13 protein-coding genes are annotated in these 13,874 nt (G+C 72.4%); all 13 read right to left on the reverse strand.

What is annotated here, in order from left to right; all coding sequences use genetic code 11:
- Positions 1-209: 209 nt before the first annotated feature.
- Entirely contained in the window at positions 210-1,256 is a 1,047-nt protein-coding gene (gene secF / locus HHX33_RS25715) for a protein translocase subunit SecF (RefSeq protein WP_182876849.1), read from the reverse strand.
- On the reverse strand, positions 1,256-2,965 hold the full coding sequence (secD, locus tag HHX33_RS25720; protein ID WP_310741526.1) for a protein translocase subunit SecD: 1,710 nt from the start codon (positions 2,963-2,965) through the stop codon (positions 1,256-1,258). The genes secF and secD overlap by 1 nt, the downstream gene beginning before the upstream one ends.
- Positions 2,966-3,063: 98 nt before the next feature.
- Positions 3,064-3,429: a preprotein translocase subunit YajC gene (gene yajC / locus HHX33_RS25725; RefSeq protein WP_310741527.1), complete on the reverse strand. Its 366-nt coding sequence runs from the start codon at positions 3,427-3,429 to the stop codon at positions 3,064-3,066.
- A gap of 262 nt (positions 3,430-3,691) precedes the next feature.
- A complete protein-coding gene (ruvB, locus tag HHX33_RS25730) occupies positions 3,692-4,771 on the reverse strand; it encodes a Holliday junction branch migration DNA helicase RuvB (protein ID WP_182876850.1) in 1,080 nt (359 codons plus the stop codon).
- 163 nt (positions 4,772-4,934) lie between these two features.
- Positions 4,935-5,552 carry a Holliday junction branch migration protein RuvA gene (gene ruvA / locus HHX33_RS25735; RefSeq protein WP_117408939.1) on the reverse strand — a complete coding sequence of 206 codons (618 nt, stop codon included), beginning with the start codon at positions 5,550-5,552 and terminating at the stop codon, positions 4,935-4,937.
- Between the two features lie 88 nt (positions 5,553-5,640).
- Complete coding sequence (ruvC, locus tag HHX33_RS25740) at positions 5,641-6,192, reverse strand: crossover junction endodeoxyribonuclease RuvC (protein WP_138460278.1); 552 nt, start codon at positions 6,190-6,192, stop codon at positions 5,641-5,643.
- Positions 6,193-6,287: 95 nt separating this feature from the next.
- A complete protein-coding gene (eis, locus tag HHX33_RS25745; RefSeq protein WP_182876851.1) occupies positions 6,288-7,502 on the reverse strand; it encodes a GNAT family N-acetyltransferase in 1,215 nt (404 codons plus the stop codon).
- Positions 7,503-7,604: 102 nt separating this feature from the next.
- Positions 7,605-8,357, reverse strand: coding sequence for a YebC/PmpR family DNA-binding transcriptional regulator (locus HHX33_RS25750; protein ID WP_117408942.1), 753 nt, complete (start codon positions 8,355-8,357; stop codon positions 7,605-7,607).
- Positions 8,358-8,360: 3 nt separating this feature from the next.
- Positions 8,361-8,951: a pyridoxal 5'-phosphate synthase glutaminase subunit PdxT gene (gene pdxT, locus HHX33_RS25755; RefSeq protein ID WP_182876852.1), complete on the reverse strand. Its 591-nt coding sequence runs from the start codon at positions 8,949-8,951 to the stop codon at positions 8,361-8,363.
- A 225-nt stretch (positions 8,952-9,176) separates the two neighbouring features.
- Complete coding sequence (locus HHX33_RS25760; RefSeq protein WP_182876853.1) at positions 9,177-9,602, reverse strand: MarR family winged helix-turn-helix transcriptional regulator; 426 nt, start codon at positions 9,600-9,602, stop codon at positions 9,177-9,179.
- A 153-nt stretch (positions 9,603-9,755) separates the two neighbouring features.
- Complete coding sequence (locus tag HHX33_RS25765; protein WP_259402856.1) at positions 9,756-11,330, reverse strand: alkaline phosphatase D family protein; 1,575 nt, start codon at positions 11,328-11,330, stop codon at positions 9,756-9,758.
- Positions 11,331-11,783: 453 nt separating this feature from the next.
- Positions 11,784-12,698: a pyridoxal 5'-phosphate synthase lyase subunit PdxS gene (gene pdxS, locus HHX33_RS25770; RefSeq protein ID WP_117408946.1), complete on the reverse strand. Its 915-nt coding sequence runs from the start codon at positions 12,696-12,698 to the stop codon at positions 11,784-11,786.
- A gap of 151 nt (positions 12,699-12,849) precedes the next feature.
- Positions 12,850-13,854: a DUF3048 domain-containing protein gene (locus HHX33_RS25775; RefSeq protein ID WP_117408947.1), complete on the reverse strand. Its 1,005-nt coding sequence runs from the start codon at positions 13,852-13,854 to the stop codon at positions 12,850-12,852.
- Between the last annotated feature and the right edge of the window lie 20 nt (positions 13,855-13,874).

Here is a 13,874-nt window from a genome sequence, read left to right on the forward strand (position 1 = left end):
ACCCTAGTGCCGCGACCGCCGGGATTCGCCCGGGGCGAAGATCGGCGGGAGGGGCGCTAGTGCCCCGGCCGCCGGGGTCCGCCGCGAAGATCCGGCCGTCGTGGACGGAATGGCAGCCAGGGGCGTCGCGGGAGGGCCCGGGCACACGTGAAGGCGCCCCCAGAACCCGAGCGGGTTCCGGGGGCGCCTCCGTGGTGTGCGCGACGCGCTCAGCGCTTCTTGCGCTTGTCGTCGGGCGGGGTCGTGCCCTGCGAGCCCGCCGAGACCGGCTCCTTGACCGTACGGGTGGCCTTGGCGGTGGAGACCTCCTTGGCGTGCACCCGCCGGGCGAGCGCCTGCCACTTGGGCTCCCGCTCCTTGAGCGTGACCAGGATCGGCGTCGCCACGCACAGGGAGGAGTAGGTGCCGACGATCATGCCGACGAACAGGGCCAGCGACAGGTCCTTCAGCGTGCCCGCGCCGAGCAGCGTGGTGCCGATGAACAGGATCGCCGCCACCGGCAGGATCGCGACCAGCGAGGTGTTCAGCGACCGGATCAGCGTGTGGCTGAGCGCGTTGTTGGCGGCCTGCGTGTAGGTCATCTTCGCGCTCGTGCCGAGCTTGCCCGTGACCTCCTTGATCATGTCGAAGACGACGACCGCGTCGTACAGCGAGTAACCGAGGATGGTGAGGAAGCCGAGCATGGTCGCCGGCGTGACCTCGAAGCCCGACCAGGCGTAGACGCCCGCCGTGATGACGAGGTCGTGGACGAGGGCGACGATCGCCGCGAGGGCCATCCGCCACTCGAACGCCACGGACAGGTACAGCATGATCGCGATCATGAAGACCGCGAGGCCGATCCAGGCCTTCTGGGAGACCTCGCCACCCCAGGTCGCGCCGATTACCTGCGAGCTGACCTGGCTCTCCGGGACGCCGTACTTCTGGGAGACCGTCTGCTGGACCTTGGTCACCTCCTCGGCCTTGAGGCTCTCGGTGGTGACCCGCCAGTTCGGACCGGCCTGCTGGACGATGACCTGGTGGGGCCCGGCCTCCGCGACCGTCTCCCGGACCTGCTCGATGCTGGAGCCGGGCGTGCGGGCGAAGTCGAAGACCGAGCCGCCGCGGAACTCCACGCCCAGGTTCAGCCCCTGGTTGACGATGAGGCCCAGGATCGACAGGGCCAGCAGGAGTGCCGAAAGGCCGTACCAGGTCTTGCGCTTGCCGACGAAGTCGATGTCGATGTCGCCGCGGTAGAGGCGGCTGATCACTCCCGGCATCACGCCTCCTGCAGGGTCTGCTCGGCGCGGCCGGTGCGGCCCATGCGCTCCGCGTCGAGTCCGGACAGCTTGTGGCCCTTGGCGAAGAACCGCATCCGCGCCACGAGGGACATCAGCGGCTTGGTGAAGAGGAACACGACCACGATGTCGATGAGCGTCGTCAGGCCCATCGCGAACGCGAAGCCGGCCACGTCGCCCACCGCGAGGAAGTAGAGCACCACCGCGGCGATGAACATGACGGCGTCGGCCACCAGGATGGTGCGCCGGGCGCGCCGCCAGGCCACCTCCACCGCCGAGCGCAGCGTACGGCGGCCTTCCTTGATCTCGTCCCGGATCCGCTCGAAGTAGACGATGAACGAGTCGGCCGTGATGCCGATGGAGACCACGAGGCCGATGATGTGCGGCAGCGAGAGCCGGAAGCCCGCGTTGTGGCTCAGGACGTCGACGGTCAGGAACGTGACGATCGCCGCCACGCACAGGCTGGCCATGCCGATGAGCCCGAGGCCGCGGTAGTAGAGCAGCAGGTAGAGCATGACGATGATCAGTCCGATGGCGCCGGAGATGAGGCCGCCGTGGAGCTGGTCCTGGCCGAGGGTCGAGGAGACCGACACGACCGAGCTCTGCTGGAACTTCAGCGGCAGCGCGCCGTACTTGAGCTGGTCGGCCAGGTCGGTGGCGGTCACCTGGGTGAAGCTGCCGGAGATGCGGGCGCTGCCGCCGGGGATGGCCTCCTCGATCGTCGGTGCGACGATGACGACGCCGTCCAGCACGTTGGCGAGCTGGTTGCGCGGGGCCGGCAGGCTGGTGATGCGCCGGGTGATGTCGGCGAACTGCGTGGCGCCCTTCGACTTGAAGTTCACCTGAACGATCCACTCACCGGTGGTGGGGTCCGTGCCTGCCTGGGCGCCGCTGATCTCGGTGCCCTGAACGGCGGCCTTGTCCAGGATGTAGCGGGCCGAGCCGTCGTCGCTGCAGGCGACGATCTGCTTGTTCGGGTCGTCGATGGCGCCCTGGCCGCGGTCCTTCGCGCTGCAGTCGATCTTGCGGAACTCGGCGAGCAGCGCCTGGTCGATGCCGCTCGTGTCCTGGCCCGCCAGCGGGTCGCTCGTGTCCTCGGGGGCGGCGCTCGACGACGGCGCGGCGGAGGCCGAGGGAGAGGCCTTCGCGGCCCGGCCGCCTGACGTCGTGGCCCGCTTGCTCGTGCTCGGCTCCGGCGTCGGCGCGGTCAGCGCCTTCGACAGCGCCCGGCCCGCCGGCGTGGCGTTCCCGCTCGGGGCCGCGCTGGCCTTGGCCGTCGAGGCCACGCCGGGAGAGGCCGCCGGCGTCGCCGCGGCCGAGCCGCCCGGAGTCGGCGCGGCGGTGGACACCTGGACCGGAGGCGCCTTGGCCGCGGCCACCGCGAGCACCTGCCGCATGCGCAGTTCGGCCGTGGTGGACACCAGCTTGAGCGCCTCGTCCCGGCCCGCGCCCGGGATCTGGATCACGATGTTGTCGTTCGACTTCGCGACCTGGGCGTCGGAGATGCCGGTGCCGTTGACGCGCTGCCGGATGATCGTCACGGCGCGGTCGAGGCTCTCCTGCGAGGGAGCCTTCCCGTTCGCCGTCACCGGCGAGAGCGTCACGGTGGTGCCGCCCGCGAGGTCAAGGCCGAACTTGGGGACGAACGCCTTCTGGAGGGCGACCGTCGCGCCCATGACAAGGATGAGCACAAGGAGCAGCAGGAGTGTGCGTCCCGGCTTGCTCTGGCTACTGGTCGGTGGGGCCACTGGAGGTCAGTTCTTTCGTCGAAAGGTTGCGATCAGCCTACTCAGGACTGCTTGGTGCTCGTATCGTCGCCGTTCCCCGTGTCGGGACCGCCGGTCACGGTCTCCTCGGTCTCCACGTCGGTCACGTCGTCCACCGGAGTGAGCACCCGGCCGATCGCCGCCTTGACCCAGCGGGTCTCGACGCCCGGCGCGAGCTCCAGCACGACGTCGTCGTCCTCAAGGGCGACGACCGTCGCGAACAGGCCTGTCGTGGTCATGACCCGGACGCCCGGGGTGAGGGAGTTCTGCATCTGGACCTGCTCCTGCTGCCGCTTGCGCTGCGGGCGGATCAACAGGAAGTAGAAAACCACTACCAGCAAGATCAGTGGCAGGAACGTCCCAAGCGGGTTGTTACCCACGGGGGCCACCCTTCCGTAACGTGATGAACCGGCCTGACGCCGGAGGTCTGGTGCGCTGCGACACGCGGGCCACCGCGGCGCTGCTCGCGCCGGCGTGAGCGGCCAGTCAAGCCACGCAGTGTATGCGAGCCCGCCGAAGCCCGGCAACGAACCCACGGCTCGGCGAGCAGGAAAGTTCCCGTTTCATGGGCTTCGCAATCGGTCTGTTACCTCTTTGCCCCGGTTTCCGCTTCCAGCTGGGGGTCTGGAGGGCGCTCCACAGCGAGGGAGATCAGCCCTCGAAGAGCGTGGGCGCCGCGGGCGACCCGAAGCTGTCAGGAGGCGGTGTCAGACCGAGGTGCGCCCACGCGGAGGCGGTGGCGACCCGGCCGCGCGGGGTCCGGGCCAGCAGGCCCTGCCGCACGAGGAAGGGCTCGGCCACGACCTCGACGGTCTCCGGCTCCTCCCCCACCGCGACCGCGAGCGTCGACAGGCCCACCGGGCCGCCGCCGAACTTGCGCAGCAGCGCGTCGAGCACCGCCCGGTCGAGCCGGTCGAGCCCCTCCGCGTCCACCTCGTAGAGGTTCAGCGCCGCCGCCGCGATCTCCCTGGTCACCACGCCCTCCGCGCGGACCTCGGCGAAGTCGCGCACCCGCCTGAGCAGGCGGTTGGCGATCCGGGGCGTGCCGCGCGAGCGGCGGGCGATCTCCAGGGCGCTGTCGTCGGGCAGCTCCACCGACAGCAGGCGGGCGGAGCGCCGCAGCACCCGCTCCAGCTCCCCCACCTCGTAGAAGTCCATGTGGGCGGTGAAGCCGAACCTGTCGCGCAGCGGCGCGGGCAGCAGGCCCGCCCGGGTGGTGGCCCCCACCAGCGTGAACGGGGCGATGTCGAGGGGGATCGAGGTGGCGCCGGGGCCCTTGCCGACGACGATGTCGACCCGGAAGTCCTCCATCGCGAGGTAGAGCATCTCCTCGGCGGGCCGGGCCATCCGGTGGATCTCGTCGATGAACAGGACCTCGCCCTCCGTCAGGGTGGACAGGATCGCGGCGAGGTCGCCCGCGCGCTCCAGCGCGGGGCCGGAGGTCATCCGCAGCGGAGCGCCCAGCTCCGCTGCGATGATCATGGCGAGCGTGGTCTTGCCCAGCCCCGGGCCGCCGCTCATCAGCACGTGGTCGGGCGGCCGGTTGCGACGCAGCGCGCTCTCCAGGACCAGCGAGAGCTGCTCGCGCACGCGGCCCTGCCCGATGAACTCGTCGAGGCGCCTCGGACGCAGCGCGGCCTCGATCGCCCGCTCGTCGCCCTCGGGCTCGGGCGACACGAGATCCCGCTCCACACTCACTCGGCACCATCCGCTCGGCCTGCCGGGAACCATCCGCTTCCCGGTGAATCTTTCATCGAACCGCCCGGCCCTCGCGAACCACCCGGCCCGGCCGGCCCGCCCGGCGCCCTCCGAACCCGCCTCCCGAGTCCGGCCGGCAGACCCGCTGCCGGACCCGTCGCCGTATCGGGCCCGCCTCCCCCGTGACCGCCGATGCTCACCGGACGCTCAGGGCGCGCAGGGCCGACTTCAGCAACGCGGCCACCTGCGGGGCGCGACCGGCCGCGACCTCCGCGTCGGCCTCCGGGGCCACGGCCGCGACCGCCTCGTCGGCGTCCCTGGCCGAGTAGCCGAGCCCGACCAGGCCGGAATGCACCTGGTCGCGCCACGCGGGGCGGGCGCCGCCGTTCAGCGCCGCGTCGACGGCCTGCGCGGGCGCGCCGAGCCTGTCCTTCAGTTCGAGCACGATCCGCTGCGCGCCCTTCTGCCCGATCCCGGGCACCATCGTCAGGGCCTTGAGATCGGCGCTCGCGACGGCCATCCGCAGCGCGTTGGGCGCGTGCACGGCGAGCATGGCGAGGGCGAGGCGCGGGCCGACCCCGCTGGCCGTCTGCAGCAGCTCGAAGACGGCGCGCTCGTCGTCGGAGGCGAAGCCGTACAACGTGAGCGAGTCCTCACGCACCACGAGCGAGGTGGACAGCCGGGCGGGCTCGCCGGCGCGCAGCCCGGCCAGGGTCCCCGGCGCGCAGTGGACGAGCACTCCGACCCCGCCCACCTCGACCACGGCGCTGTCGGCGCCCACCGCCGTCACCTGCCCCGCAACGGATGCGATCACCGCGTGCTCCCTCCCCGGACCGGACGCCCGGCCGCGACCGCACCGGGCCTCCCAGTCCTACCAGAGCCCCTGGGGGCCGCGTACGGGGTCACGCGTCCTCCCGGCGTACGGGGGCAGGTCGCGGGGCGGAGCGGGCGCGGGCCAGGGCGTCGGCCAGGCGGTGCTGCACACCGCCGCGCCAGACGTGGCAGATGGCCAGGGCGAGCGCGTCGGCCGCGTCCGCGGGCTTCGGCATGGCGTCGAGCCGCAGCAGCCGGGTGACCATGGTGCCGACCTGCTTCTTGTCGGCGTTGCCGTGGCCCGTGATCGCGGCCTTGACCTCGCTCGGCGTGTGCAGGGCGACCGGCAGCCCGCGCCGGGCCGCGCAGACGATCGCGACGGCCGACGCCTGCGCCGTCCCCATGACCGTGCGCACGTTGTGCTGGGCGAACACCCGCTCGACCGCGACCGCGTCCGGCTTCAGCTCGTCGAGCCACCGCTCGATCTCGGCCTCGATGGCGACCAGCCGGGCGCCGATGTCGTCGTCGGCCGGAGTCCGCACGACCCCGACCGACACCAGGCTCAGCGGCGCGCCGGGCCTGCCCTCCACGGCGCCGAGGCCGCATCGCGTCAGCCCCGGGTCCACCCCCATCACCCGCACGTGGGGCAATCGCACCGGCTCGCCTCTCCGCCGAACATCAGTTCGGTCGGTCACTCTACCGCGATCACCGGCGGCGCGGGGGCCGCGACGCGGCGTCAGAACGCGTCGATCATGTAGGCGGCGCAGGCGAAGGCGGCGTCCAGCGCGTCGTCGATCTCCGGGGAACCGCCGGTCAGCCTGCCCGAGCGCCGCAGCGTGGCCGTGGGCACCCCGGCGAAGAGCGCGGACGCGCCGCCGATCGTCAGCCGCGTCGCCTCGCCCGTCCCCGTGCCCGGCCCGGCTCCCGGCGGCGTACGCGACGGCGTCACGGAGCCGGAGCCGCCCGCCACGCTGAGCGTCCACGCTCCCGAGTTGCCGGGACGCCGCAGGTCGGTCACCTCGACGACGGTCTCCATCGAGACCCCGGCGGGGAAGCCGCGTCCCGCGACCGCGGCGGGCAGGTCGATCAGCCGGAGCATCCACCGGCGCACCGTGACGTCGTCGTCCGACCGCTCGCGCAGCAACCAGAGCACGGGGTCGGCCGGGTCGACGCAGGCGTGCACCGACTTCGCGACGGACGAGGCGCTGCCGACCAGCGACCACAGCGCCCTGGCCGTCGCCTCCGACCCCGCCACCAGGTTGTCGACCTCGATGTCGCCGTCGCTGAAGCGGTAGACGACGAACCCGTCGCCGGCGAGGTAGCAGTAGTCGTCCTCGTCGGCGAGCCACAGCCGCCAGGTGCGCTCGTCGTAGCACAGCGGGCCGCTCGCGCGGGTGGCGGCGTGGACCCCGCCGATCAGGGCCACCAGTTCGGCCGCGTCGTCCGGGCCCGCGCGGCGCAGCCCCGCCGCGCCGCCCTGACCGCCGGAGCCACCCTGACCGCCGGTGCGGCCGAGCGTGCGCAGCGCCTCCGCGGGCAGCGTGATCCTCGTCATGCCGCCCGCGTGCTCGAAGCCCACGCTCCGGTACAGCGGGGTGGTCGCCGGGTAGAGCGCCGACACCACGTGGCCGAGCGCGGCACAGCGGTCCACGGCCGCCTCCACGAGCGCGCGGCCCACTCCCCTGCCGCGGTCCTCGGGTGAGACGGTCACGCTGGACACGCCGCCCATCGACAAGGGCCGGCCGTGCCACCACTGGAGGTACGGGTTGATCCTGGCCGCGCCGACGAGCCTCGGCCCGTCGAACGCGCCAAGGTAACGGCCCTCCGGCAGCATCGGGGCGACCAGCTCACGCCAGGTCCGCTCGCCTTCGGCGGACAGCGGGCCGAAGGCGCGCCTCCGGTCGTCGAGCACGGCGTCCAGGTCGGCGGCGGTCAGATCGCGGATTTCCACGACGCGCCAAACTATGCCGATCCCGGTGGGGCGGGCCAGCGGTTTTCCGCCGGCCCCGGCCCGGCGGCCCCGATCACGCGTACCCCGGTGCGGCGGGCCGGGTCAGACGTCCAGCTTCTCCATGACGTCGTCGCTGACGTCGAAGTTCGCCCAGACGTTCTGCACGTCGTCGCTGTCCTCCAGCGCGTCGATGAGCTTGAAGACCTTGCGGGCGCCGTCCTCGTCCAGCGGGACGTTGAGGGTCGGCATGAAGCTCATCTCGGCCGACTCGTAGTCGATGCCGGCGTCCTGCAGCGCCTTGCGCACGGGGATCAGGTCGGAGGCCTCGGAGACCACCTCGAAGTTGTCACCGAGGTCGTTGACCTCCTCGGCGCCCGCGTCGAGGACGGCCATGAGCACGTCGTCCTCGCTCAGCGACCCCTTGGGGACGAGCACGACGCCCTTGCGGTTGAACATGTACGACACCGAGCCCGGGTCGGCGAGCGAGCCGCCGTTGCGGGTCAGCGCCACACGCACCTCGGACGCCGCGCGGTTGCGGTTGTCGGTGAGGCACTCGATGAGGACCGCGACACCGCCCGGGGCGTAGCCCTCGTACATGATGGTCTGCCAGTCGGCTCCACCGGCCTCCAGGCCGCCGCCGCGCTTGCGGGCCCGCTCGATGTTGTCGATCGGGACCGAGTTCTTCCTGGCCTTGGTGATGGCGTCGTACAGCGTGGGGTTGCCGTCCGGATCGGGCCCGCCGGTCCTGGCCGCGACCTCGACGTTCTTGATGAGCTTGGCGAACAGCTTGCCGCGCTTGGAGTCCAGCGCCGCCTTCTTGTGCTTCGTCGTCGCCCATTTGGAGTGGCCGGACATCGCCTAGAACTCCCTCACCATTTCGACAAAATACGAGTGCACGCGCGCGTCGCCGGTCAGCTCCGGGTGGAAGGACGTCGCGAGCAGCGGTCCCTGTCGGACCGCGACGATCCTATCCCCAGCCGCGGTCCGGCCCAGCACCTCGACATCCGGCCCCACCGACTCGACCCAGGGCGCGCGGATGAACACGGCCCTGATCTCCCCGCGCCCGGCGAAGTCGAGATCGGCCTCGAAGGAGTCGACCTGGCGGCCGAAGGCGTTGCGGCGGACCACCATGTCGATGCCGCCGAGCGTCTCCTGGCCCTCGACGCCGCCCTCGATCCGGTCGGCCAGCATGATCATCCCGGCGCAGGACCCGTAGGCGGGCATGCCCTCCTTGATCCGCATCCGGATCGGGTCGAGCATCTCGAAGGTGACGGCGAGCTTCCACATCGTGGTCGACTCCCCGCCCGGGACGACCAGCGCGTCCACCGCGGCGAGCTCCCCCGGGCGGCGCACCGGGACCGCGGCCGCCCCCGACTCCTCCAGTGCGCGGACGTGCTCGCGCACGTCGCCCTGCAGGGCGAGCACGCCGATCTTCGGTGCGGACGTCACGGTTTCCCCTCCTGTGGTGACCCGTTCAGGGTATGGCCCCGGCCTCCCCCGCCCAAAACGCGGTCATGTCCGTCCCAGGGAGTGTCCGACAGATGCTGCCCGTCGCGAGCGTGGATCCAGGTGGATGCATCGCAAGGCGGAGGAGGAGGCCATAGCGGAGCTATGGGCGACGACGACAACGCAGCGAGGCGCCGCCTGGGTCACGCGCAGCAGGGCCGTGATCTGTCAGACACGACCTAGCTTGGCCAGGGCGGGCAGGGCGCTCTCGATGGCCGAGCGCTCCTCGGGGGTCAGCGCGCCGAGTCTGCGGGAAAGATACGCGATACGCGCCCGCCGTACGGCCCGCAGGCGGTCGCGGCCCTCGTCGGTGAGCTCGACGGTGCGGACCCGGGCGTCGGAGGCGTCGGTGCCCCGCGCCACCAGGCCGGCCTCCTCCAGGCGGTTGACCTGCACGCTCATCGTCGGGAGCTGCACTCCGTGCTCCTCGGCCAGCTCGGTCATCCGGCGGGGCGCCTCCTCCAGCGAGCCGAGCACGGAGTACTGCTGAGCCGTGACCGGCTGCCCGGCCGTCGTACGGCGCAGCAGCATCACGAGGTGACGCAGCTCACGCGACAGATGCTCCGCGAGCCGCCCGGTGTCGTCGGTCGTCATAGCAGGTGACGATAACGCCGCCGGGGAACGACGCGGGCGGCGTCTCGGCGAGGACGCCCGCCGGAGGGCCCTCCGCGCGAGGACGTCTCCCGAGGAGCCGAGGCGGACGCCCGGGAGCACGCCCGGGAGGACACCGCCGTACGGCCTCGCCGCTCAGGGGCGCTCGGTCTCCTGCCGGATCGTGTCCTCGGCCGTGACGTCCGCCGTCCGGGCCGCGATCGGCGGCGAGTACGGGCGCAGGTAGGCCTGCCGGACCCCGGGCACCCGGTCCTCGACGACGAAGGTGGCCCTGGTGCAGGCCTCCGCGCCGGGGACGCTGACCCGGGGCACCACCTTGAAGTCCGCGGTCATCGCCTCCCGCCCGACGCGGGTCAGGACGTAGCCCCGCTGGTTGTTGTAGAACCTCAGGTGCGGGTTGATCCGCAGGAAGGGGTGGTCGGCCGGGTCGGAGTCGGCCCCGTCGCCGGTGGTGCTGACGGAGGTCGTGACGAGCTCGGAGCCGACCGTGGGCCCGGCCGGGTCGTCGTAGTCCAGCTTCAGGTCGCTCGCCCAGTGCGCGTGCACGTCGCCGGTGAGCACGACGGGGTTGCGCACGCCGGCGTCCATCCAGCCCTGCGTGACGCGCCGGCGCGAGGCCGCGTACCCGTCCCAGGCGTCCTGACTGGTGCGCGTGCCGGGCCCGGCGTCGCTGTCGCGCCGGGCGAAGAACACCTGCTGGCCGATGACGTCCCACCGCGCCCGCGAGCGCCGGAAGCCGTCGAGCAGCCAGGCCTCCTGCTCGGCGCCGAGGATCGACCGCGCGGGGTCGGCCGCCTCGGGGCAGTCCTTGTAGCCGTCGCCGCAGGCCTGGTCGTCGCGGTACTGCCGGGTGTCGAGCAGGTGGAAGCTCGCCATCCTGCCCCATTCGACCCTCCGGTAGAGCCGCAGGCCGGCACCGCACGGGATCGAGGTGCGGCGCAGCGGCATGTTCTCGTAGTAGGCGCGGAACGCGGCCTCCCGGCGCCGCCGGAAGGCGGGCCCCTCGTCCGGGTGCGCCGGCGTCTCCCCGGCCCAGTTGTTGTCCACCTCGTGGTCGTCGAAGACGACCAGCCACGGCGCGGCGGCGTGGGCCGCCCGCAGGTCGGGGTCGGTCTTGTACTGCGCGTGCCGCCGGCGGTAGTCCGCCAGTGTCACCGTCTCCGGCCCCTCGTGGTCGCGCACGTTGCCGCTGGGGGCGACGTAGGTGTCCCGGGCGTACTCGTACTGGTAGTCGCCCAGGTGGAGGACCAGGTCGGGGTGGTCCTCGGCGAGGCGGCGGTAGGCGGTGAAGTAGCCGTGCTCGTACTGGGCGCACGAGACGAACGCCATCGTCAGCGGCCCGCCGAACGACGCGGGGTGCGGGGCGGTCAGCGCCCGGCCGGCCGGCGAGAGGTACGGCCCCGCGCGGAAGCGGTACCAGTACTCCCTGCCGGGCGCCAGGTGGCCGACCTCGACGTGGACGCTGTGCCCCCACTCGGGGCTCGCATCGGCCACGCCCGCCCGTACGATCCGGCGGCAGCACTCGTCGTCGTAGACCTGCCACTCCACGGGGACGACGACCGGCGGCATGCCGCCGAGGCCGTCCTCGGCGAGCGGCCGCGGGGCGAGCCGGGTCCAGATCACGAAACCCGCGTCGTCGGGGTCGCCCGAGGCCACGCCGAGCGTGAACGGGTCGGAGCACAGGCCGCGCGCGGCCCCCGCCCCGGGCATCGGGGACGGAGGGGGCACAGGGGATGAAGCCGCCGAGACGGGCCCGGGGATCGCGGCGGCGGCTGCGGCGAGTCCGGTGACGAGGAAGGCACGACGATCGAGGCCGGGCAACTGGGCTCCCTGGGACGATCAGCGGGTGGGACGCCCGTGGCCAGGCGATCGACGTGGTGCAGATCGGCGTGACAGGTGACGACCCGGCGACGTCGGCGCCCTGCCGCCCGGCGCTGGACACCCGGCGCCGGACACCCGGATCAGCGGCCATTGCGGATTCCGGGCACCCGGATCTCCCGCCACGCGGATCGGCGACCGCACGGTCGCCGGCACACAGCGAAAACGCCCGGCCGGGACGTCCCAGCCGAGCGAATCGCCTCACCGCCGGTCCCCCGCGGCCGACACGCCGCCGCCGGGACCCTCTTTTGCCTTTTCGGGAAACGCCGTGCCTGCCGGCGACGCCTACCAGCCGCGCTCGGCGAGGCGGTGCGGCACCGGGATGTCGTCGACGTTGATGCCGACCATCGCCTCGCCGAGGCCACGGGAGACCTTGGCGATCACGTCGGGGTCGTCGTAGAAGGTGGTGGCCTTGACGATGGCGGCGGCCCGCTTGGCGGGGTCGCCGGACTTGAAGATGCCCGACCCGACGAACACGCCCTCGGCGCCGAGCTGCATCATCATCGCGGCGTCGGCGGGGGTGGCGATGCCGCCCGCGGTGAACAGCACCACCGGCAGCTTGCCGGTCTTCGCGACCTCGGCCACCAGCTCGTACGGCGCCTGGAGCTCCTTGGCGGCGACGAACAGCTCGTCTTCGGGCAGCGAGGTGAGGCGCTTGATCTCGCCCCGGATCTTGCGCATGTGGGTGGTGGCGTTGGACACGTCGCCGGTCCCGGCCTCGCCCTTGGAGCGGATCATCGCGGCGCCCTCGGTGATGCGGCGCAGCGCCTCGCCCAGGTTGGTGGCCCCGCAGACGAAGGGCACGGTGAACTGCCACTTGTCGATGTGGTTGGCGAAGTCCGCGGGGGTCAGCACCTCGGACTCGTCGACGTAGTCGACGCCCAGCGCCTGGAGCACCTGGGCCTCGACGAAGTGGCCGATCCTGGCCTTGGCCATCACGGGGATGGACACGGTGTTGACGATGCCCTCGATCATGTCGGGATCGCTCATCCTGGACACCCCGCCCTGGGCGCGGATGTCGGCGGGGACGCGCTCCAGCGCCATGACGGCGACGGCGCCGGCGTCCTCGGCGATCTTGGCCTGCTCGGGGGTGACGACGTCCATGATGACCCCGCCCTTGAGCATCTCGGCCATGCCCCGCTTCACGCGGGCGGTGCCGACGGCGGCGGTCTCGTTGACTTCGGGGGCGCTGCTGGACACGGTGCTACCTCACGACGGCGGGCCTACGGATTCCTCTCCATGGTAGGTGCTGGCCGCTCCCGCGACCGCAGTGCCCACGTGTCGAAACCGATCACGCCGTTTGTCCGTCAGGTCGAACCCCGGGCGCGGCCACGCGGGCACGGCCGCGAGCTCATGGGGCGACGGGCTTGCGCGACGCGAGCACCACCCAGACCTGGCCCCGGGCGAACGGCATCGGCTTCCCGTCGGCCATGGTGTAGACGGTGCCCTCCTTCTCCGAGGCGCGTGACCACTTGACCCGGTACGCCTGGCCGTCCCGCAGCACCACGCCGGTGCCCTTGCCGACGGTGTGCACGAGCGGGGTGTAGCTCCCGGTGAAGTCGTGGAACTCCGAGCGGTCGGTCTTCACCCACTGCACGACGATCGTGGGCGCGCCCTGCTGGCCGCCCTCGGCGGCCATGTCCTTCTCGCCGTCCTGCGTGACCAGCCAGCGCTTCTGGGCCTCGGACCAGGTGAAGGCGAAGCGGGCGGCCGGGTAGCGCACGTTGACGGTCTTCTGCGGCGTGCCCCCGGCGGGCGGCTCGTCGGAGAAGACGAACCCGATGTCCTTCGCCTTGCTCGCCTGCGGCGCCTTGGCCAGCAGCTTCCTGGGGCTGCCGACCAGGTTGTACGGCGCGACCCGGCCCGGCGCGCGGACGTACGCGCCAGGGGCGCGGCTGTCGGACACGTCGAACAGCGACGCCTTCTGGACGAAGGGGATCATCTTCGTCTGCACGCCGGAGTAGGCGAGGGCGGGCTTGCCGAACATCGGCAGGATGTGCAGGTCGGAGATCCGGGCGCTGCGGACCGGCCCCACCTGCGCGGGAAGCTTGGAGGAGAAGATCGCCATGAGCCGGGTGAGCCCGCCCTCGACCTGCTCGACGTAGACGACGTCGGCGCTGCGCAGGCCGATCTGCGGCTTGCCCGCGTGGGTGTTCTCGATCTTCACGGCGAGGACCGGCCTGCGGGAGCCGACCGGGCGCCCGGTGAAGGGGTGTTCCGGAGGGGCGGTCGGCGACGGCGAGGCCACCGGGCTCGCGGCCCCTTCCGACTGGGCGGCGGGCCTGTCGTCACCCGAGCACGCGGCTCCGGTGAGGACGACCGCCATGGCCAGTGTGAAGCCGATCCCTGCCCGCACCGTCCCGCTCCTCCCGGTGG

Source organism: Microbispora sp. H10670, from assembly GCF_014161385.1.
Lineage (GTDB): Bacteria > Actinomycetota > Actinomycetes > Streptosporangiales > Streptosporangiaceae > Microbispora > Microbispora triticiradicis.